General features: G+C 69.5%; 16 protein-coding genes. 10 read left to right on the top strand and 6 right to left on the bottom strand.

All coding sequences use genetic code 11. The annotated features are described in order from the left end of the window. Window positions 1-611: 611 nt before the first annotated feature. Window positions 612-854 carry a hypothetical protein gene (locus OWM54_RS29000; RefSeq protein ID WP_248546847.1) on the bottom strand — a complete coding sequence of 81 codons (243 nt, stop codon included), beginning with the start codon at window positions 852-854 and terminating at the stop codon, window positions 612-614. Window positions 855-943: 89 nt separating this feature from the next. On the opposite strand from OWM54_RS29000, the gene OWM54_RS28995 reads away from it, so the two are divergent. The 6 genes from OWM54_RS28995 (at window position 944) to OWM54_RS28970 (ending at window position 12,171) form a co-directional block, all read left to right on the top strand. Beyond that, the gene (locus OWM54_RS28995) at window positions 944-2,440 is read left to right on the top strand and encodes a DUF4041 domain-containing protein (RefSeq protein WP_267699607.1); all 1,497 of its coding nucleotides are present in this window, start codon (window positions 944-946) and stop codon (window positions 2,438-2,440) included. A 235-nt stretch (window positions 2,441-2,675) separates the two neighbouring features. Then, the gene (locus OWM54_RS28990; RefSeq protein WP_267699606.1) at window positions 2,676-4,088 is read left to right on the top strand and encodes an L-serine ammonia-lyase; all 1,413 of its coding nucleotides are present in this window, start codon (window positions 2,676-2,678) and stop codon (window positions 4,086-4,088) included. A 184-nt stretch (window positions 4,089-4,272) separates the two neighbouring features. Continuing rightward, window positions 4,273-5,250: a lytic transglycosylase domain-containing protein gene (locus OWM54_RS28985; RefSeq protein ID WP_267699605.1), complete on the top strand. Its 978-nt coding sequence runs from the start codon at window positions 4,273-4,275 to the stop codon at window positions 5,248-5,250. 320 nt (window positions 5,251-5,570) lie between these two features. Beyond that, on the top strand, window positions 5,571-8,957 hold the full coding sequence (locus OWM54_RS28980) for a DUF4082 domain-containing protein (RefSeq protein ID WP_267699604.1): 3,387 nt from the start codon (window positions 5,571-5,573) through the stop codon (window positions 8,955-8,957). A 199-nt stretch (window positions 8,958-9,156) separates the two neighbouring features. Continuing rightward, a complete protein-coding gene (locus OWM54_RS28975; protein WP_223781563.1) occupies window positions 9,157-9,801 on the top strand; it encodes an SRPBCC family protein in 645 nt (214 codons plus the stop codon). 240 nt (window positions 9,802-10,041) lie between these two features. Next, window positions 10,042-12,171 carry a catalase gene (locus OWM54_RS28970; RefSeq protein ID WP_267699603.1) on the top strand — a complete coding sequence of 710 codons (2,130 nt, stop codon included), beginning with the start codon at window positions 10,042-10,044 and terminating at the stop codon, window positions 12,169-12,171. An 8-nt stretch (window positions 12,172-12,179) separates the two neighbouring features. Here the strand turns inward: OWM54_RS28970 and OWM54_RS28965 are convergent, their stop codons facing one another. Both OWM54_RS28965 and OWM54_RS28960 read right to left on the bottom strand, forming a co-directional pair. Continuing rightward, window positions 12,180-13,760 (bottom strand): hypothetical protein, encoded by a 1,581-nt coding sequence (locus OWM54_RS28965; protein ID WP_267699602.1) that lies wholly within the window; start codon window positions 13,758-13,760, stop codon window positions 12,180-12,182. A gap of 48 nt (window positions 13,761-13,808) precedes the next feature. After that, window positions 13,809-14,303, bottom strand: coding sequence for a GNAT family N-acetyltransferase (locus tag OWM54_RS28960; RefSeq protein ID WP_223781561.1), 495 nt, complete (start codon window positions 14,301-14,303; stop codon window positions 13,809-13,811). 296 nt (window positions 14,304-14,599) lie between these two features. Between OWM54_RS28960 and OWM54_RS28955 the strand changes: the two genes are divergently transcribed. The 4 genes from OWM54_RS28955 to OWM54_RS28940 all read left to right on the top strand — a co-directional run bounded on the left by OWM54_RS28955 (window position 14,600) and on the right by OWM54_RS28940 (window position 17,249). Continuing rightward, window positions 14,600-15,016 (top strand): hypothetical protein, encoded by a 417-nt coding sequence (locus OWM54_RS28955; RefSeq protein ID WP_141326289.1) that lies wholly within the window; start codon window positions 14,600-14,602, stop codon window positions 15,014-15,016. Window positions 15,017-15,025: 9 nt separating this feature from the next. Then, window positions 15,026-15,727, top strand: a complete 702-nt coding sequence (locus OWM54_RS28950; protein WP_267699601.1) for a hypothetical protein — start codon at window positions 15,026-15,028, stop codon at window positions 15,725-15,727. Window positions 15,728-15,818: 91 nt separating this feature from the next. Further along, window positions 15,819-16,829: a methyltransferase gene (locus OWM54_RS28945; RefSeq protein WP_141326291.1), complete on the top strand. Its 1,011-nt coding sequence runs from the start codon at window positions 15,819-15,821 to the stop codon at window positions 16,827-16,829. Between the two features lie 156 nt (window positions 16,830-16,985). Further along, complete coding sequence (locus tag OWM54_RS28940) at window positions 16,986-17,249, top strand: hypothetical protein (protein ID WP_267699600.1); 264 nt, start codon at window positions 16,986-16,988, stop codon at window positions 17,247-17,249. Window positions 17,250-17,261: 12 nt separating this feature from the next. Here OWM54_RS28940 and OWM54_RS28935 read toward each other — a convergent pair whose 3' ends face one another. Genes OWM54_RS28935 through OWM54_RS28925 form a run of 3 tightly spaced genes read right to left on the bottom strand, consistent with a single transcriptional unit; the run spans window position 17,262 to window position 21,615 of the window. Further along, complete coding sequence (locus OWM54_RS28935; RefSeq protein ID WP_267699599.1) at window positions 17,262-18,965, bottom strand: sodium:solute symporter; 1,704 nt, start codon at window positions 18,963-18,965, stop codon at window positions 17,262-17,264. Further along, window positions 18,962-19,120 (bottom strand): hypothetical protein, encoded by a 159-nt coding sequence (locus OWM54_RS28930; RefSeq protein ID WP_223748556.1) that lies wholly within the window; start codon window positions 19,118-19,120, stop codon window positions 18,962-18,964. The genes OWM54_RS28935 and OWM54_RS28930 overlap by 4 nt, the downstream gene beginning before the upstream one ends. A gap of 8 nt (window positions 19,121-19,128) precedes the next feature. Further along, on the bottom strand, window positions 19,129-21,615 hold the full coding sequence (locus OWM54_RS28925) for a PIG-L family deacetylase (protein WP_267699598.1): 2,487 nt from the start codon (window positions 21,613-21,615) through the stop codon (window positions 19,129-19,131). Between the last annotated feature and the right edge of the window lie 87 nt (window positions 21,616-21,702).

The raw sequence follows: 21,702 nt of genomic DNA, 5'->3' as shown, positions 1-21,702 counted from the left end.
GAAAGCTCGAACGGCGCGTCCTCTGCGACCGGCGGATAGGTCTTCACCCACGTCGGAGCCCTCTGCTCGGCGCGTGCGGTCATTCCCCCAAGGAGCACCAACGCTACAAGTACCCAGAGACCCGACATCATCGAGCCCCCCTGCCTATCTCTCGGTCCCAATGTCCACCCCAATCACTGACGTCTATATTTCACACACCAGGTCCAGGCGGGCCATTCCGCACACACACCGATAGAGGCCCTGTCCTGGGTCATCAATTCGCGAAGGCGCAGAGAAGTGCGGAGCACTCCCAAGCTGACGACCCCCTTGCAATTGGCTTTCCAGGGAAGCAGAGGCATGTCGCCTCCAATCCCACACACAAGATAGGGGTCTTGCCCCTTGCTGCCGAGAGGCCCGGTCCAGCTCCGCACGCGCTCAATCGCCAGAGTGAGCAGCCACCGAATCGGTGTCCCGCAGCATGGACAGCCGTCTACCGCGAGAGACTTCGAACCAAGGCTCCTGGACGGATGGGGCCTCCCGCCTCATCCACCCAGGGGTGGGGGCGCATACAGTTCGATGCTCATGGTGGACGGGATTCATAGGCCCCTACGAGGGACCCTCATCCTTCCCACTCAGGACTGCAGGGCCTGGAGGATGGCCTCCCGCGAGCAGTGCGCATCACAGAGCTCTCGAAACGCAGCCGGGTCGGGAACCGCGTGGACGTAGACCTCCTCGGCAACGGGACTGAGGGTGTTGTACTGGGCGGAGAGAATCGTCGGCTCCACATCCGTGAGCAGGTCGGTCCCTCGCTCGAAGACTCGGATCTGGGGAGCATGACGGAAGCGGGCTTCCACGGTGGCATTGGGGAATACCACCCGGGTGTGATTCCCCTGGCCGCCCCACAGGCTCACAGTGGGTCACCTCCGCGGACCTTGGACGCGGGGACTTCACGGGGGATACCTGCATGCAACCTGTCGTCTGGGTCCTGGCACTCTCGAGCCTGCTGTCCCTGGGGCTCCTGGTTCGCACCGCGCTGCGCCTGCGTGCCCTCCAGGCGCGCTTCAAGCCCATTCTCGACGTGGAGGCCGAGCGCCAGCGGATCCTCTCCGCGCTGGAGCGCACCCAGGCCGAGTCCGAGCACATGCTCGCCACCGAGCGGACCCGCGTGGCGGCGGAGCTGGCCCGGGAGCGAGAGCTCGCGGACACCGCCATCCGTGACGCCAGGGAGGAGGTGGAGCGCATCAACTCCTCCACGAACCACGCCATCCGGCTGGAACGCACGCGCCTCGATGCCGAGGCCACCCAGGTCCGCGAGGAGAAGGCCCGCCTGGAGGCCCTCATCGTCAACCTACGGGCCGAGCTGCAACCGCTCGAGGAAGAAGCCGTCCTGCGCTCCTACGGCCTCTACAAGCCCATCTACAACCTCTCCTCCTCGGAGAAGTACGAGCAGCGCCTCGACCGCCTCCGCGAGGAACAGAAAGCCCTGCTCAAGAACAAGCAGGCCGCGTCCTGTCGCATCCAATGGGAGGTCAATGGCAGCAAGGCCGAAGGCAAGAAACAGACGGACCGCACCCTCAGGCTCATCCTGCGAGCCTTCAACGGCGAGGCCGACGCCTGTGTCGCCAAGGTCACCTACAAGAACATCAAGGCCATGGAGGCCCGCATCCAGAAGTCCGCCGAGGCCATCAACGCCCTCACCGAGATTCAGCAGTGCTCCATCGCCGAGCCCTACGTGAAGCTGAAGCTCGCGGAGCTCCGCCTCGCCCACGAGTACGAGGAGAAGCGCCAGGAGGAGAAGGAGGAGCAGCGCCGCATCCGAGAGCAGATGCGAGAGGAGGAGGCCGCCCAGCGCGAGCTGGAGCGCGCCAAGTTGGAGGCCGAACGCGAGGCCCAGCGCGACGAAGAGGCCCTGCGCAAGGCCCGCGAGGAGCTGGATAAGAGCCAGGGCTCGGCGCAAGCGAAGCTCCTGGAGCGCATCGCCGAGCTGGAGCGGCGCGTCGTCGAGGACCAGGAGCGCCAGCGCGCCATCTCCCAGGCCCAGCTCACCCGCACCGGCCACGTCTACGTCATCTCCAACATCGGCTCCTTCGGCGAAAACATCTACAAGGTCGGCATGACTCGACGGCTCGTCCCCCAGGACCGCATCGACGAGCTCGGCGACGCCTCCGTCCCCTTCGAGTTCGACGTCCACGCCATCATCCGCACCGCGGACGCGCCGTCGCTCGAAGCCGCCCTGCACAAGACCTTCGCCCAACGCCGCGTCAACCGCGTCAACGAGCGCAAGGAGTTCTTCCGCGCCACCCTCGACGAAATCGCCCAGGCCGTGCGCAAGCACCACGGCGACTTCGAGCTGACCCGCATCGCCGAGGCCGCCGAGTACCGCAAGTCACTCGCCATGAACGAAGAGGAGCGCAGCGGTGAAGCCACCGTCATCGCCCTCCCCGAACGCTCCGTCGCCTGACGCCCGACACGCGGGTTCCAGTCCCCCAGGAACACTCCGTCCACCACAGCCGCCACACAGCCCGCAGTCGCGACGCAGTGCGTCCTCCACGGTGACGCGCGTCATTCCCCCGTGCATGCCTGCTCGGTGTCCCGACAACCCTGTTCTCCTTGGCACGCCAAGAAGTCACGCGCCTCACAGGGAACCGCGACGTCACGGTGGGACGGAAGTGGAAACGTGGCATGTTGCGCCCGCGATGGCTGTCAGCGTCTTCGACCTCTTCAAGATTGGTATCGGTCCCTCGAGCTCCCACACGGTGGGGCCCATGCGCGCCGCGCGCTCGTTCGTCGTGCGCCTGGCGGAAGGGGGGCATCTGGAAAAACTCACCCGCCTGAAGGTCGAGCTGTTCGGCTCGCTCGGCGCCACCGGCAAGGGCCACGGCAGCGACAAGGCCGTGGTGCTCGGCCTGCGCGGCGACACCCCCGAGGCCGTCGACGTCGAGGGCATCCCCGCCATCGTCGCCCGCTGGCGCACCGAGGGCCGCATCAGCGTGCTCGGCCAGCGCGACATCACCTTCCGCGACGGCGAACACCTGGTCATGCACCGCCGCCGCACCCTGCCCTTCCACCCCAACGGCATGCGCTTCTCCGCGTTCGGCGCCGACGGCGTAGAGCTGGCCTCGCGCGTCTACTACTCCGTCGGCGGCGGCTTCGTCGTCGACGAGACCGCCACCTCCGGACAGGCCCCCCTCCGCCCGGACGCCACCCCGCTGCCCTTTCCCTTCCAGTCCGCCGCCACCCTGCTGGAGCTGTGCGAGCGCGAGCGCATGCCCATCAGCGCCCTCATGATGGCCAACGAGAAGACCTGGCGCTCCGAGGCGGACATCCGCTCGGGCCTCCTGCGCATCTGGGAGGTCATGCAGGCCTGCGTGCGCCGCGGCTGCGCGTCCACCGGCATCCTCCCCGGAGGACTCAAGGTCGAGCGCCGCGCGGGCTCCATGTACCAGCGCCTGCTCAGCCGCCCCGAGGCCGGCCTCACCAACCCGCTCACCGTGCTCGACTGGGTCAACCTCTACGCGCTCGCCGTCAACGAGGAGAACGCCGCCGGAGGCCGCGTCGTCACCGCCCCCACCAACGGCGCCGCCGGCATCATCCCCGCCGTGCTCCACTACTACTGGCGCTTCTCCCCCGGCGCGAACGAGGACGGCGTCGTGCGCTTCCTCCTCACCGCTGGCGCAATCGGCGTGCTCTACAAGGAGAACGCCTCCATCAGCGGCGCCGAGGTCGGCTGCCAGGGCGAGGTCGGCAGCGCCTGCTCCATGGCCGCCGGCGCCCTCACCGAGGTGCTCGGCGGCACCCCGCTCCAGGTCGAGAACGCCGCGGAAATCGCCATGGAGCACAACCTGGGCCTCACGTGCGACCCCATCGGCGGGCTCGTCCAGGTGCCCTGCATCGAGCGCAACGCCATGGCCTCCGTGAAGGCCATCAACGCCGCGCGCATGGCCCTCTCCGGCGACGGCCGCCACTTCGTCAGCCTGGACAAGGTCATCAAGACCATGCGCGACACCGGCCGCGACATGAAGGACAAGTACAAGGAGACCGCCCGCGGCGGCCTCGCCGTCAACGTGCTCGAGGTGGCCAACCTCAGCGTCGGCCTCCCCGAGTGCTGATCCACGCCCCCTGGTGAGGCCGAACATCGGCCTGATGTCTGCCGTCACCAGGGCGTGAGCCGCCCGCGCTCGCGCCTCCCAGCAACATCCAGGGTTTGCCCGCCGCCCTCCTCCCCGGAGGCGCTGGCACACGCGCTGCTATGGCCTCCCGGGTCGCCACACTCCTTCCCCCGAGGCCTCCGCCATGAGCATCGCGCCCCTGCAGAAGACCGCCGTGTCCGCCCCCCAGACCTCCGCGCTGCGCGGCGCGGAGACTGGCGGCTGCATCCGCCCCACCACGCCCCAGCGGTGCGGCACGGGCGGCCCCGGGCTCCAGCAGGACGGCTTCGACCTGGGCTCCCCCAACAAGGCCCACCTGGGCAAGCTGCTCGAGAGCACCCTCTCGGTGATGAACACGCTGGTCCAGGTCGTCTCCCAGCTGTCCGCCCAGGGCGGCGCGCAGGGACTCCAGGGGGGGCTGCAAGGCACCAAGCCCGGCACGTCCCCGTTCGACACCAGCGGCTTCTCCGCCGCGCCCGCGTCGAGCGGCCGTCCCCCGCTGGACCTCAACCCCACGCCGACGGGCGCCCCGGTCCTCCCACCTCCGCCTCCCAGCATCGGCGACGCCTCCACGCCGCCCTCCAGCTTCGGCACCTCCCCGCTGACGCCGCCCACCAGCACGGATTCGGTGCCCACCGAGGGCTCGGGCAAGCTCGGCGGCAACCTGCCCCCGGGCCTGGAGAAGTTCCGGAGCGCCATCGAGTCCGCCGCCGCCAAGACGGGCGTGCCCGCGGAGATGCTCGCCGCGCAGATCTGGCAAGAGTCGCGCGGTGACCTCGCCGCCGTCACCACCAACGGTGGCAACGGGCTGACGGACACCGGCCTGATGCAGGTCAACCCCAACACGTTCAAGGAGCTGCAGGCGAAGCACCCGGAGCTGGCCGGCAAGGACCTGTCCGACCCCGCCACCAACATCCTCGCGGGCGCCTGCTACATGAAGGACATGAAGGAGCAGTTCGGCGGCTGGGACCTGGCGCTGCGCGCCTACAACTCCGGCCCCAACGGCGTGGACAAGAGCAACCCGGATGCAATCCCCGCCGGCACCGGTGACGCCACCTACGTGCGCAAGGTGAAGGACTTCATGAACATCCTCTCCACCGGCGAGGGCTCGCTGCCGGCCTGATTCCACGCGGCTCCCCGAGCGACCCGAGACACACGGGTCGCTCGTCACCAGGTCGAGACACGGCTCGGGGCCGCTCGTTCTACAGCAAGCGTCTGACATGCCCTGAGACACCCACCTGGAGCACCCCGCACCTCCATTGTCCGACGTGGTTTCCCATCTCAGCGCGCGCTCGATACAGACGAAAAATCGCGCGAGATGGCAATGAATCGCGAACGTTCAGTCAGCGACTTCGATTGGAAATGAGCACGATGTCTGGGTTAGACATGGCGCCGCCGTGCCTGCCTTGCCCTGTCGTGCCATCCCCCCAAGGAGAAGTCCGAATGACACCCCCGAAGTCACGACCCGCGCGGGTCGCGAGCGTGCCGCGTGTCCCCACGCTGGCGCTCCTGGCCGCGGTGCTGCTCGTGCTGCCCGCCGCCGCCCGAGCCCAGCCGACCTTCACCCTGTTCACGCCCGGCTCCACCCCCGCCGTCGCGTCCGTCACCAATGACTTCTCCGCCGTGGAGCTCGGCGTGAAGTTCCGCTCGGATGTCGAGGGAGACATCCTGGGCATCCGCTTCTTCAAGGGCACCACCAACACCGGCACCCACGTGGGCAGCCTGTGGAGCGCCACCGGTCAGCGCCTGGCCTTCGCCACCTTCACCAGCGAGACGGCCACCGGCTGGCAGCAGGTCCTCTTCTCCACGCCGGTGCGCATCAGCGCCAACACGACGTACGTGGCCTCGTACCACGCGCCCAACGGCGCCTACGCGTTCAACAACGGCGGCCTGGCCGCGGGCCACGACGCGCCCCCGCTGCACGCGCTCGCGGGCCCCAGCAACGGCGGCAACGGCGTGTTCACCTACGGCGCCGCGGGCTCCTTCCCCGCCACCGCCTTCGGCAACTCCAACTACTGGGTGGACGTGGTCTTCCGCCCGGCCGAGCCCGTCACCCTGTGGCCCTCCAACCCCACGCCTCCCGTCGCCTCCGTCACCAATGACTCCGCCGCGGTGGAGCTGGGCGTGAAGTTCAAGACGAGCGTCACCGGCGACGTGCTGGGCGTGCGCTTCTACAAGGGCGCGGGCAACACCGGCACCCACGTGGGCAGCCTGTGGAGCGCCAATGGCCAGCGCCTGGCGTTCGCCACCTTCACGGGTGAGACGGCCACCGGCTGGCAGCAGGTCCTCTTCTCCACGCCGGTCACCATCGCCGCGGACACGACGTACATCGCGTCCTACCACGCGCCCGTGGGCGCCTATGCCTTCGAGCAGGGCGGACTTTCCACCGGGCAGGACACCCCGCCCCTGTTCGCGCTGCCGGGCGCCACCAGCGGCGGCAACGGCGTCTTCGCCTATGGCGCCGCGGGCACCTTCCCCGTCAACAGCTTCGAGAACTCGAACTACTGGGTGGACGTGGTCTTCCAGGCCACCGGCGCGCCGCCCCCGACGCAGCCGCAGGACGGCGCCTACCGCATCTTCCCGCCCAACGCGCTGCCCGCCAACGCCACCTCCACCGAGACGCTGCCCGTGGAGCTGGGCGTGAAGTTCCGCTCGGACGTGGATGGGCAGGTCAAGGGCGTGCGCTTCTACAAGGGCGCCGGCAACAACGGCACCCACGTGGGCAACTTGTGGAGCGCCACCGGGCTGAACCTGGCCACCGCCACCTTCACCAACGAGACGGCGGTGGGCTGGCAGGAGGTGACGTTCTCCTCGCCCGTGGCCATCACCGCCGGCACCACCTATGTGGCGTCGTACTTCGCGCCGCTCGGCGGCTACTCGTTCAACAACAACGGCCTGGCCAACGGTGTGGACGCGCCTCCCCTGCACGCCCTGCCCGGCGCCACCACCTCCGGCGGCAACGGCGTCTACACCTACGCCTCCGCGTCCACCTTCCCCAGCGGCAGCCACCAGAACACCAACTACTGGGTGGACGTCATCTTCGAGTCCTACGGCCCGCCGCCCCGTCCGGGCGTCCAGGGCGCCGGCCCCGTGCTCGTGGCCACCGCGCCGGGCAATCCCTTCACGGACTACCTGCGCGAAATCCTGGAGGCCGAGGGCATCGCGTCCTTCGCCACCACCGACGCGGGCAACCTGGGCGTCAGCGTGTCGCTCAATGACTACAAGGTCCTCATCCTCGGCGAGCAGACGCTGGGCGCCGCCCAGGTGACGCTCATCACGAACTGGGTGAACGCGGGCGGCAGCCTCATCGCGCTGCGCCCCGCCGCCAACCTCCAGTCGCTGCTCGGGCTCAATGCCTCGCAGGGCACGCTGAGCAATGGCTACCTCCTGGTGAACACCACCCAGGCGCCGGGCACGGGCATCACCGCGGAGACGATGCAGTACCACGGCCCCGCGGACCGCCGCACCGTCACCGCCGGCACGCGCACCGTGGCCACGCTCTACTCGGACGCCGCCACCCCGACGACGTACACCGCCATCAGCCAGCGCACCGTGGGCAGCGGCACCGCCACCGCCTTCATGTACGACCTGGCGAAGTCGGTGGTCCTCACCCGCCAGGGCAACCCGGCGTGGCAGGGACAGAACCGGGACGGCTCCACCATCGGCCCGGGCGCTCGCGCCAACGACATGTTCTACGGCAACGCGGCGTTCGACCCGCAGCCGGACTGGGTGAACATGGACAAGGTCCAGATTCCCCAGGCGGACGAGCAGCAGCGCCTGTTGGCCAACGTGCTGCATCAGACGAGCTCCGTGCCGCTGCCGCGCCTGTGGTACTTCCCTCGCTCGCACAAGGCCCTGGTGGTGATGACGGGCGACGGACACCCCAGCGGCCTCACCACCACGCGGTGGAACCAGTACCTGACCGACAGCGCCCCGGGCTGCAGCGTGGCGGATTGGGAGTGCATCCGCGGCACCGTCTACGACTACGTCGGCGGGCTGACGGCCACCCAGGCCAACAGCTACGTGGCCCAGGGCTTCGAGTACGCCCTGCATGTGAACACCGGCTGCGCGGACTACACGGCCAACACGCTGGACCCGGCCTTCTTCACCCCGCAGCTCCAGGGCTTCTCGCAGGCCTATCCGCTGGTGCCCGCGCCCACCACCAATCGCACGCACTGCATCGCGTTCAGCGACTGGTCCACCCAGCCCAAGGTGTCGCGCCTGCACGGCATCCGCCTGGACACGAACTACTACTACTGGCCCCACGAGTGGGTGCTCGACCGGCCGGGCCTCTTCACCGGCACCGGTCTGGCCATGCGCTTCGCGGACCTGGACGGCACGCCGCTGGACGTCTACCAGCTCGCCACGCAGCTGACGGACGAGTCCGGGCAGACGCTCTCCACGCACATCGACACGCTTCTGGCCAACGCGCTCGGCACCAAGGGCTACTACGCCGCCATCAACGCCAACATGCACGTGGACTCGCACTCGTCGGCGGGGACCTCCGGCTCGGCGACCATCATCGCCGCCGCCAAGCGTGACGGCGTGCCCGTCATCACCGCGCGCCAGCTGCTCGACTGGGTCGACGCGCGCGAGGCGACGCAGGTGTCGTCGCTGGCCTTCACCGGGACGCAGCTGACGTTCAACGTCATCAACCCGGCGCGCAACCTGTCGCTGATGGTGCCCACGCGCGCCGCCAACGGCCGCAACCTGACGTCCGTCACCCGCGCCGGCGCCCCCGTCACCACCGTGATTCGCACCATCAAGGGCGTGAGCTTCGCGTTCATCGACGCCGCTCCCGCCGGCACGTACACGGCCACCTACAACTGATTCCTCGCGCCCTCCAAGGCGCCCGGGGCATGCGGGGCTCGACACGGTACGTCCGGGTCGGGCCCCGCTTCGTTTCCACCCCAGAGAAGCCCTGCGTTCGACACGGGGTGCCTTGTGCCGGCCGGCGGGGAGCCTCTATGACGCGCCCCCGGGTCGGCGCCCTGCTGGCGGCCGCCCGGACACAAGGACCGCACACCCCATGCTCAAGAAGCTGCTCGTCGGCCTCGCCGCCACCATCCTCATCCTGGTGGGCGTCATCGCCTCCCGCCCCGCCGAGTTCACCATCCAGCGCACCGCGACGCTGCCCGGCCCCTCGGACGTGGCCTTCGCGCAGGTGAACGACTTCCACCAGTGGAACGCGTGGTCGCCCTGGGCGGCGCTGGACCCGAACATGAAGACCACCTACTCCGGCCCCCAGAGCGGCGTCGGCGCGGGCTACGCGTGGACCGGCAACGAGCAGGTGGGCGAGGGCCGGATGACCATCGAGCAGAGCCGCGCCCCCGAGCACGTGCGCGTCAAGCTGGAGTTCATCAAGCCCTGGGCGGCCACGAACCTCACGGACTTCCACTTCAAGCCGGTGGCCGGCGGCACCGAGGTCACCTGGGCCATGAGCGGCACCAACGACTTCATGGGCAAGGCCTTCGGCCTGCTCATGGACATGGATGCGATGGTGGGGAAGGACTTCGAGAAGGGGCTCGCCAACCTGAAGGGCGTCGTGGAGGCGGAGGTGAAGAAGCGCGCCGAGGCCGAGACCGCGCGCGTGGCCGCCGTGAAGGCCGCCGAGGAGAAGGCCGCCGCCGAGGCCGCTGCCGCCGCGCCGGTCGTCGCCCAGCCCACACCGTGAACGGCGAGGGCCGAGCGCGCCTCGGCCACGCTGACTCCCGACGCCTCCGTGCCCCAGCGCGGGGGCGTCGTCGCGTCTGGCGTCCGGAGTGTCGACCTCTCGGCCCTCCTGAAGGCAGACATGGCGGGTGGTGAACGCTCGCGTGCCACGGGGCACGCGCCGTTCCCCTCTCATGCGGCGCGAGGCGTAGACCGCGAGCGCGCCAGGTGCCGGCGCGTTCCTCGCCGTCCGGGAGTTCTCATGCCGCCGCGAAAGACTCCGTCGAAGCCGAAACCGCCGCCTCCCAGCAAGAACGAGCAGTTGGAGCCCTACCGCATGCACCAGGAGGACACGGTGCTGACGACGGACCAGGGCATCCCCATCTCGGAGACGGACAACTCGCTGAAGGCGGGCCTGCGCGGCCCCACGCTCCTGGAGGACTTCCACTTCCGCGAGAAGATGATGCGCTTCGACCACGAGCGCATCCCCGAGCGCGCCGTGCACGCCCGGGGCGCCGGCGCGCATGGCTACTTCCAGGTCTATGAGTCCCTGGAGCGCTACACCCAGGCGCGCTTCCTCACGGACCCCAGCCTCAAGACGCCCGTCTTCGTGCGCTTCTCCACCGTGGGCGGCTCGCGCGGCTCGGCGGACACCGTGCGCGACGTGCGCGGCTTCGCCACCAAGTTCTACACGCCCGAGGGGAACTACGACCTGGTCGGCAACAACATGCCCGTCTTCTTCATCCAGGACGGCATCAAGTTCCCCGACTTCGTCCACTCGGTGAAGCCCGAGCCGCACAACGAGATTCCGCAGGCGTCCTCGGCGCATGACTCGCTGTGGGACTTCGTGTCGCTCGTCCCGGAGACGGCGCACATGGTGATGTGGCTGATGTCGGACCGGGCCATCCCCCGCTCCTTCCGACACATGGAGGGCTTCGGCGTCCACACCTACCGGCTGGTCAACGCCAAGGGGAAGGCGACGCTGGTGAAGTTCCATTGGAAGCCGGTGCTGGGGACGCACTCGCTCGTCTGGGACGAGGCGCAGAAGGTGTCGGGCAAGGACCCGGACTTCCACCGCCGCGACTTGTGGGACACCATCGAGTCCGGGAACTTCCCCGAGTACGAGCTGGGCCTGCAGCTCATCCCCGAGGGCGACGAGCTGAAGTACGGCTTCGACCTGCTGGACGCGACGAAGCTGCTGCCCGAGGAGCTGGTGCCGGTGCAGAAGGTCGGCAAGCTGGTGCTGGACCGCAACCCGGACAACTTCTTCGCCGAGACGGAGCAGGTGGCCTTCTGCGTGTCCAACGTCGTGCCGGGCATCGACTTCACCAATGACCCGCTGCTGCAGGCGCGCCTCTTCTCGTACCTGGACACGCAGCTGACGCGCCTGGGTGGACCCAACTTCGCGGAGCTGCCCATCAACAAGCCCGTCTGCCCGGTGAACAACCACCAGCAGGACGGCTTCGGGCGCCAGAGCATCAATACCAGCCGCGCGAACTACCACCCCAACTCGCTGGGCGGCGGCTGCCCCATGCTGGCCAACCCCAAGTCCGCCTTCGTCCACCGCCAGGAGCGCGTGGAGGGGCACAAGATTCGCGCGCGCAGCGGCAGCTTCGCGGACCACTTCAGCCAGGCCACGCTCTTCTACAACAGCCTGTCCAAGCCCGAGCGCGAGCACCTGGTGGCCGCGCTCGAGTTCGAGCTTGGCAAGGTGGAGCGCGAGGAGATTCGCGAGCGCGTGGTGAACAAGGTCCTGGTGAACATCGACCGGGACATGGCCGTGCGCGTGGCGAACGCGGTGGGCGTCGCGCCGCCCAGGCTCGGCAAGCAGCCGGAGAGCAAGCCCGTCTCCAAGCTGACGGCGTCACCGGCGTTGAGCCAGCTGAACACGCCGCATGACTCCATCATGACGCGCAAGGTGGCGGTGCTCGTCGCGGACGGGTTCGCCGGACGGGAGCTGTCGCAGGTGCGCAAGACGCTCGAGGGGCTGGGCGCCATCGTGGAGGTGGTGGGCCCCACGCTCGGCCCCGTCGCCAGCGCGGACGGCGGCGAGGAGAAGCCGGTGAAGACGTACCTGACGGCGTCCTCCGTCCTGTACGACGCCGTCTACGTGCCCGGCGGCGAGCGCAGCGTGGCCACGCTGAAGAAGGTGCCGCTCGCGGTGGACTTCGTGCGCGAGGCGTACGTGCACTGCAAGGCGCTGGCGCTGTCGGGCGCGGCCACCTCCATGCTGGACGCCGCGGGGTTCTCCACGCCGATGGCGAAGGGGCTGGATGACGCGCTGGGCGTCATCCGCAGCGCGAAGAACGAGACGCGGGGCTTCGGGCAGATGTTCGCCAAGGCCATCGCCGCGCACCGCCACTGGGCGCGCGAGGCGCCGCCGCCGGCCTGACGCGGGCTTCAGCCCGGCGTCTTCCCGACGAACAGGCCGAGCGCGAAGGCGAGCCCCATGAGCACGAGCACCAGCACCATGGGGACGCCGCCCTTCGCGCGGGCCTGGACGGCCGGAGCCACCATCCGGGCTCCGGCCTGCTCCTCGGGGACGATGAGGCGGACCTTGATGACGGCCTTGGCGAGCACCTCCTCGACGTCGTTGAGGAAGCGCTCGTACTCCTCGGCCACCAGCTCCAGCGGCTCGCCGTGGTGGGACTCGTAGCGCTTCGCCACGGCGTCGTGGTTGCGCAGCTGGGCCTCGCGCTTGGAGACGTCCACCCAGCCGCAGACCAGGGACGGGCCGGAGCCCTTGCGCGGCACCAGGGAGATGTTCTGCCGGGCCAGCTTGCCGCCCGCGGTGCTGGGGCCCTCGGGCTCGTCGATGCGCAGCACGCGGTGCGGTCCGCGCCCGTACATCTTCTTGGACAGGGCCTCGCGCAGCTGCTCCGCGAGCAGCGCGGAGTGGTTGGCGAACATCGTCCGCAGCGCGGGGCCCTCCTCGGCCGCCGCGGCCACCTTGCCCGCCGCGGGCTCCAGGGGACTGAGCCGTACGACGCCCGCCGCGAGCCCGCCGGAGGCCTGCGGCTTCTCGCTCCCGCGTGACAGCCAGTTGCTCGCGGGGACCTTCACCCGCTCCACGCGGGGAGGGCCACCGGGGACCTCTGTTTCGGGGGCTGGACCTCCGCGCACCTCCGTCGCGGGTGCCGAGCCTCCGCGCACCTCCGTCGCTGGCGCCGAGCCACCTCGCCCCTCCCCCGCCGAGCCTCCTCGCATCCCCGCGGGAGCCGAGCCACCTCGCGCCGCCGGGGCCGCGCCCTCTCGCACTTCCGTCGCCGAGCCTCCGCGCATCCCCGCTGCCGGGGCCGAGCCTCCTCGCATCCCCGCAGCCGGGGCCGAGCCTCCGCCTCGAAGCTCCGTGGCGAAGGGCAGGTGCTCGTCCTCGACACCGCCGCTGGTGAAGAGCTGGAACTCCTCGTCGTCACCTCCGGCGTGAGCGGCGGACGCGTTGGTGTCCTCGTCCTCATCCAGGTCCAACTCCTGGATGCGCTCCTGGGCGCCGCGTGCACCAGCGCGGCCCCTGGGGTCCTCCGGTGGGGCGCGGCCAGCGGTGCGTCCCTTCGGTGGCAGGTCACTCTCCGCGCCTCCTCGCGCGGGAGGTCGGCTGGGCCGGGCCTCGGTGACGATGGCCTCCTGGCCCCGGCCCGCGCGTGCATCGCCCGTGGAGGGGCTCCGATGGGAGCGGGCCTCGGTGACGATGACCTCCTGGCCCCGGGCCGCGCCACGGGCCTCGGGGCCTCGACCGGCGACACCTCGCGGCGGCGGTACGCTCTGCCCCTTGCGCGCCTCGGTGACGATGTCCTCCTGCTCGTCGACCAGGTCCTGGGGACCGATTCGAGTCTCGGAAGCGGGCGGGTCCGGAGGCGCCACGCGGGTCTCCTCCGGGGCGTAGGACATCGGGATGTCGCGCGTCGCGTCCTCGTCCTCGGGCGCGATGCGGGGCTCCTCGTTCCGGCCGGGCCCCGCGCCCCGCCTCTGTCCATTCGCCATGGGCCGCTCCTCGTCCGGGCGAAGATAGCCCGGCCGGGGCCGCTTGCGTCAGCGCGCGTCCTGCGTCTTTCGTCGATACACGTCCGGGTCCACGCGCTCCATGATTCGCTCCGGTGCCGTCAGCGCCGTGAAACCGTATTGCGCGTACAGCCCATGTGCATCTCTCGTCGCCAGCATGAAACGGCGCAGCCCCTGGAGGTCCGGGTGGGAGAAGACGACCCGCATCAGCCACTTGCTCAGGCCCTTGCCACGCTGTGACTCCAGGACGAACACGTCGGCCAGGTAGGCAAAGGTCGCCCGGTCCGTCACCACGCGGCAGCCGCCCACCTGCGCGCCATCCGCCGCGTACAGGCCGAAGGCCAGCGAGTGACGCCAGGCCCGCTCCACCGTCTCCCGGGGAATCTCCGGGCTCCAGTACGTCTTCGTCAGGAAGCCGTGCACCAGGTCCAGGTCGAGGCGGGAGAAGTCGTCGGAGATGACATGGCCATCCTCGCCCTTCACTTCGAAGACAGCGGAAGAGGACGGTACGGCGGAGTCCAACATGGGAAACGTGCCTCCCTGCGCGCGGGCAGCGCGTGCGACGGCGGTGGGAGCGCAGACCTAACGCATTCGCGTGCGCGCGACCATGTTTCACACTCGCGCCATGGCGGACCTGCACAGTTGGGTGCGAGGTGTTGCGACACAGATTGTCCAGCCGGCGGCAGGAGGACAAACAGCCCGGGACGCCCGGGATGTCATGCCATTGGCTTCCCTGGGAGGCCCCATCCGGTTGACGTGGGAGACCGGGGTGGGGACACTGCGTGCTTTCGTCCCACACCCTTCAGAGACAGGAACACACCATGGGTCTCGCAGAGCGTCGTCGCATCGTGGCCATCCGGGATTCTCATTCCCCGCGCTTCCAGTCGGAGCTCAATGCCGCCATCGGCTTCGAGATGCCATTCGAGATCGACACCGCCAGCTTCCCCGAGGACAAGACCATCCTCGATTGCTACGACTACTATTACGAGTCGTACGGCCCGGGCCTCGTCGTCACCGTGATGAAGAGCATCTGCGCGGATGACCTCGGGAAGGAGGCCGCGAAGGCGAAGTTCAGCAAGATCGTCTTCCAGAACGTCGCCAAGAGCGCGGAGAACCCGGGCGACAAGAGCGTGGAGATCAAGGACAACACCCTCTTCGTGCGCGAGAGCTTCTACGGCTACTCGGACAAGCTCTACGGAGAGGACGACCTGCGCGGCGCCATCGAGGCGATTCTCTAGGCCCCGCCCATGACCGAGGACGAACGCAAGCTGCGTGCGCTGTCGGCGCGGCCGCTCGCGGAGGTGCTGGATGACCTCGCGGCGCTCCAGAAGCGCGAGCTGCGCGGGGAGCAGGTCCGGCTGCCCCGCGTCACCCTGCATCTGCGCAGCGGGCGGGAGCTGAGCGGCACCATCCTGGCGCTCGCGCAGCTGCGCCAGGAGGTGTTCGTCCTCGTTCGCGGCGGCGCACCGTCGCGGAATGACGCGGGCACGGATGCGACGTACGTCGCGCTGGGGTCCATCGAGGCGCTCACCGTGCATGACGCCGCGGGCTTCGTCGGGACGCTGGCGCCCGAGGGCCTGTCCCCGCTCGCCGAGCCCGCACCCACGCGCCTTGGAGCGCGCCGATTGATGGAGGCCCAGCGCAAGGAGCTGGTGGCCCTGTTGGGCGGCGAGCTGAGCTGGGAGCCCGCCATCGACAAGACCGCGGACGGTGAGCCGCTCCGGGGGCTGGTCTTGCTCGCCAATGCCGTGGCTGGGGCGCTCAAGGCGACAGCACAGGCCGAGCTCGGCCGCGAGACAGTGAAGGCGGGCATCCAGCGCGTCATCATCGAGGGAGGGCCCAGGCACCTGGGGCTCGAAGGCGGCACCCTCCACGTCAGCGCGCCGCTCGAGGAGGACGACGTGCCCTCCGTGGAGGCGTTGACGACCGAAATCGAGTCGTTGCTCTGACGTCGCGCTGACGCGGCACGCCAATCCACCTGGGACTGCGGGTGTGTCAGGCCATTGGCGTCCTGTCGGAGGACTGCGTGAAGATGTCGTCATGACTCCACCTACCGTGCATCCCGCGCAGCGCATCGTCGACCTGGGTTTTGGCTTCATCCTCTCCGGCGCGCTGTCCACGGCGGCGGAGCTGGGCGTCGCGGACCGCCTGGTCCAGGGGCCTCGGAGCGCGGCATCGCTCGCGGAGGAGCTGGGCGTGCATGCGCAGTCGCTCTATCGGGTCCTCCGGCTGCTCGCGAGCGTGGAGGTCTTCGCCGAGGATGAAGCAGGACGCTTCTCACTGACGCCCGCCGCGGAGTACCTGCGCACGGATGCGCCCGGCTCGCTGCTCAGCGCGGTGCGCATGCTGACGCAGAGAATCTTCTGGGCCCCCACCGGCGAGCTGACGCAGACGGTGCGCACGGGGCAGACGCCGTTCGACCGCATCTTCGGCAAGCCCTTCTTCGACTACCTGACGAGCGACCCGGTCCAGGGGGACATCTTCCACCAGGGCATGTCCAGCCTCTCCGACATGGAGAACAAGGCCATCGCGGGCAGCTACGACTTCACGCCGCTGCGGCGCGTGGTCGACGTGGGTGGTGGGCACGGCGGATTCCTCATCGAGGTGCTCCAGGCGGCGCCCCAGGCGCGAGGCGTGCTCTTCGACCATGCGCACGTGCTCTCGGGGTCGCGGGTCGCGCGGGCGGGACTCACGGAGCGGTGCGAGTTGGTGGAGGGGGACTTCTTCCAGTCCGTGCCCGCGGGGGCGGATGCGTACGTGCTCAAGCGCATCCTCCACGACTGGAACGACGAGACGTGCGTCACGCTGCTGCGCCACTGCCGGTCGGCGATGGCGGAGGGTGGACGCGTGCTCGTGGTGGACACCGTCATTCCTCCGGGCAATGGGCCGCACGGGGGCAAGGTGCTGGACGTGATGATGCTGGCCTCCCTTCCGGGGCGCGAGCGGACGGAAGAGGACTTCCGCGAGCTCTTCGCCCAGGCGGACTTGAAGCTCTCGCGCATCCTGCCCACGCCGACGGCGATGAGCATCACGGAGGCCGTGGCGGCTTGAGCCGACTCCGCGGACCGCGACGGCTCAGCGAGTGCGCAGCTCGCGGAACGCGAGGCCGTCCAGTTCCAGGGGATGTCTTCTATTGAAAGCCCGTTGCGCTCGAATGCATCCATCCGGCTAGGCTCACGCCATGCCCCGGTCCACACAGGTCCACCCATGAGCCAACGGCCTTGGCTTCTCATCGCCATCCTGAGCAGCGCGGTCTTCGGAGTGGCCTACGTCGGCTTCGCGGACATCGGCACCGTGTGCGCCTGTCACGACGGAACCTTCTCGGATGGCCTGCGACTCCCGCTCGACGACAAGGACGCCTTCTGCGCCAGCAGATGCAAGGGCCCGGGCGGAGGCCGCTGGCTCCGCGATGGAGGTATGTCCCTCGCGGAAATCGAGGCAACCCGGGCCGCGCTCGGCGACGCGCCGTAGCCCGCGCCCTGCTCAGGCCCCCGGAGCCGGAGCGGCCTCCGGTCCACGCGGCAGCACCGACTGCGCCACCAGACTCAGCGCCACGACGAGCGCGCAGCCGATGACGTTGTACCAGAGGTAGCCGATGTCACTGAGCATGAAGAGCCCAATCACTGTCGCCTGCGAGATGACCGCCGCGGCGAACACCGCATGCCCTCGCACGAACTTGAGGAAGAACGCGACCAGGAAGATGCCCAGCACCGTCCCATAGAAAATCGAGCCCAGGATGTTCACCGCCTGGATGAGGTTGTCGAGCAGCGACGCGAAGGTCGCGAACCCCACCGCCACCAATCCCCAGAACACCGTGAACAACTTCGACGCGATGAGCACGTGCCGGTCCGAGGCCTCCGGACGGAACACCCGCCGGTAGAAGTCCACCGTCGTCGTCGCCCCCAGCGCGGTGAGCTCACTCGCGATGGAGCTCATCGCCGCGGACAGGATGACCGCGATGAGCAGACCGAACAGCCCGCTGGGCAGCCACTGCTTCACGAAGCCGATGAAGATGTAGTCCGAGTCCTTCGTCTCCGCCCCCGGCAGCGCCCGCGTCACCAGCGCCTTGGCGTCCTTGCGGACCTGGCTCGCCTCTCCCGCCGCGGCACGCAGCGCCTCACGCACACCCGTGCGCGAAGCCTCGTCCTCCGCCGACAGGTACCGCTCCACCTGCGCGCGCTTGCTCGACTGCACCTCTTCCCACTTCGTCTCCAGCGCCGCGTACTCCGCCGCCTGCCCGGAGCCTCGCATCCGCTCGCCCAGCGTCTCGTTGAACAGCAGGGGCGGCGTGCTGAACTGGTAGAAGACGAAGACCAGGATTCCGACGAAGAGAATCAGGAACTGCATCGGAATCTTCAACACGCCGTTGAACAACAACCCCAGCCGGCTCTCGGTGATGGAGCGCCCCGTGAGATAGCGGCCCACCTGTGACTGGTCCGTGCCAAAGTACGACAGCGCCAGGAAGAAGCCGCCCGTGAGTCCGGACCAGAAGTTGTAGCGGTCCTGCACGTTGAAATCGAAGCTCACCACGTTCATCCGACCGAACGCGCCCGCCACGTCCACCGCGTCACCGAACGACACGTGCGAGGGCAGCCGCCAGAGGATGACCAGCGCGGCCACCACCATGCCGCCCATCATCACCACCATCTGCTGCTTCTGCGTCTGGCTGACGGCGGTGGAGCCGCCCGTCACCGTGTAGAGGATGACCAGCGCCCCCATCGCCACCACCGTGGGCTCCAGCGCCCAGCCCAGAATCGTGGAGAGGATGATGGACGGCGCGTAGATGGTGATGCCCGCCGCCAGCCCCCGCTGCACCAGGAACAGGAAGGCGCCGAACAGGCGCGTCTTCAGGTCGAAGCGCGACTCCAGGTACTGGTACGCCGTGATGACGTTCAGCCGGTAGTAGATGGGGACGAACACCGCGCTGATGAGAATCATCGCGAACGGCAGCCCGAAGTAGAACTGCACGAAGCGCATGCCGTCTTCGTAGGCCTGTCCCGGAACGGAGAGGAACGTGATGGCGCTGGCCTGCGTGGCCATCACCGCCAGGCCGATGGTGGGCCACTTCAGCTCACGAGTCCCCCGCAGGTACTCCTCCGTGCTCTTCGAGCCCCGCGACTTCCACAACCCCCACGAGACGATGAACACAATCGTCCCGACCAACACCCCCCAGTCGAGCAAGGTCACGAGTACACCCAGGTGAGCGCCGCCGACAGGACGACGAAGAGGACGAAGGAGCCGACCACCAGCAGGTAGATGTTGCGCCACGAGCCGAGCAGCGGCGGCGCGTCATCCAGCTCCGGCCGCTTCTCGACGGGCGCGGGAGACGAGGAGGGATTCACGGGAGGGCTCATTGCGCGAGGACGTTCGCCAGGAGGCGGTAGGCGCCGGGGACCCCGGCGGGGAGCTGACGGAAGAAGGCCAGGCCCGTGTAGACGAACACGCCCTTGCCATGACGCGCGACGAGCAACGAGCCCTTCAGCGGCTCCTCGCCCGCGTCGTTCATCGCGAACACCGGGCGGTACTTGTCGTCCCACTTCGACGCGAAGTACAGCCCGCGCTCCTGCACCCAGCCGTCGAAGTCCGCGGACGTCAGCCGGTTGGGCGCGCGCAAGAGCGGCTCGTCCGCCGACACCGGCGTCATCACCGCCGTCTCGTCCGTCACACGCTCGCGGCCAATCTCCAGCGGGTACGGCCCGACGAACGCCGACAGCGGTCCCACGCGGCTGTTGGTGTTGTACTGCACCACCAGGCGCCCACCCTGCTTCACGTAGTCGAGCAGTCGCTCGCGGTGCACCGCGAGGCGCGGGTTCGCGTTGAAGGCCCGCACGCCGACGAGGATGGCGTCGAAGCGCTCCAGCTTCTCCGCGTCCAGCCGCTCCTCGGGCAGCACCGTCACCTCGTAGCCCACCGCCGCCAGGCTCTCGGCCACCTTGTCCCCGGGGCCGGGGATGTAGCCCAGCCGCTTCACCTTCGTCGCCAGCGAGAAGGGAACCAGCGTGGCCTCCGAGTCCTGCCGCACCGCCAGGGGAGGCAGGTGCTCGTACGACACGGTCCGCACCCGCCACGACTCGGCGCGCCCGCCCACGTCGACGACGACGCGCAGGCGCCCCTTCTCCGTCGCGCCCTTGGGCGGCGTCACCTTGAAGTGCACGGTGCGCGCATCACCGCGCGTGGCGAACTGGAACGCATGCTCCGCGGGCTCCGAGCGCCAGCCCTTCGGCAGCTCCAGCCGCGCCTTGCCGCTCACGTCCCCACGCCCCGCGCCCAGGACCACGGCCACCGACTGCGCCGCGCCGTTGGGGAACATCACCCGGTCCCGCTCCAGCGTCGCGGTGACGGCGGGGACGACCTCGAACGCGCGGTACAGCTCCCCGCGCACCGGGTCCGTCCACACGTGCACCACCGGCCGCGTCACCGTGATGCGCCGCCCCGCGGCCTCATACACGAACGACACCGACAACGCCGGCCCCGCCTCGGGCAGCCCCGTCAGCGCGCGGTCCGAGTCGTCCAGCGCGAACAGGCCGCCAGAGGCGGGCTTGCGCAGCCAGTACGGCGTGGTGACGGCCGCGTCCTGTGGCAGGGCCAGCTTCTTCTCCAGCTTGAGCGGCGCGTGCTCCGCGAGCACCGAGTCCACCGCCACGCGCTCCCCACCCGGCAGCGTCACGCTCACCAGCTTCAGCGCCGCGGGCGAGCGGTTCAGCGCGTGCAGCGTCACCGCCACCGACGTGCCCGGCGTGCCCGTGGCCTCGGCGGCCCGCGCCTCCAGGAACAGTCCCGCGCACGCGGCCACCAGCGCCTCCGTCTCGCGCAGCTTCACGGCCTTCCACGGGTGCTCGTCCGGCAGCGCGGACAGCGCCTCATGCACCTTCAGCAGCGCGGGCACCGAGCGATACGGCGCGCGCGCGTCGAAGCCCCTCTGCGCCTCCTCCACCGCGCGGGCCACGCTCTCCGTGCCCTTCCAGCGGCGCCAGGACAGCTCCAGCCCCTCGAAGACGTCGGCCTTGGGGCGCGTGCCGTCCAGCGGCTGGAAGTACTCCAGCAACGGACCGCGCTCGGCGGGGACCCCGAAGCCCTGGCTCTTGTGCTGGCTGCGGCTCTCCGCGGAAATCTCTCCCCACGAGCGCCCGAGCAGCGCGTCGTACCCGCCCACGTCCACCTTGAGATAGGCGGACATGTCCGCGTCCGGCTTCAGGCTCCACGTGGAGACGTTGTGCAGCAGCCGGTCCGCCTTCCACGGCTTCACGAGCGACAGCTGCTCCGGGAAGCGCGACGGGTCCGCGGCGGCCGCGAAGGCCTCGGCGGCAAGCAGCGCGGACGCGGTGTGGTGTCCGTGGTTGGGCGGCTTCGTGTTGAAGCGCGTGACGATGACGTCCGGCTGGAAGCGGCGGATGGCGAGCACCACGTCCGCCAGCACCGCGTCATGGCCCCAGATGCGCAGCGCCTCGTCGGCGGACTTCGTGTAGCCGAAGTCCCGCGCGCGCGTGAAGTACTGCTCGGCGCCGTCCACGCGGCGCGCGGCGAGCAGCTCATAGGTGCGGATGAGCCCGAGCAGCTCGTCCTGCTCGGTGCCGATGAGGTTCTGTCCGCCATCGCCGCGCGTGAGCGAGAGATAGCCCGCGCGCAGGCCGCGCTCTCCGACGAGCCAGGCGAGCAAGCGCGTGTTCTCGTCGTCCGGGTGGGCCGCCACGTAGAGCACGCTGCCCGTCACGCCGAGGCGCCGCAGGCCCGCCGCGATTTCTCCCGCGTGCGGTTGTCGAGGTGTCTGCGCGAAGGCCGTGGTCCCGATTCCAAGGCTCATGGCCAGCGTCATGCCGAAGGTGAGCAGGGTTCGCATCCGCCGCGGACCCTACAACAAGGACCCGCCTCACGCGCGCGCGGCCTTCATCCGCGATGACGCGGCCAGCCACGCTGGCACGTCGAG

Origin of the sequence: Myxococcus sp. MISCRS1, from assembly GCF_026626605.1 — a bacterium.
GTDB classification, from domain to species: domain Bacteria; phylum Myxococcota; class Myxococcia; order Myxococcales; family Myxococcaceae; genus Myxococcus; species Myxococcus fulvus.
This window is presented reverse-complemented; position numbering and strand designations above follow the sequence as displayed.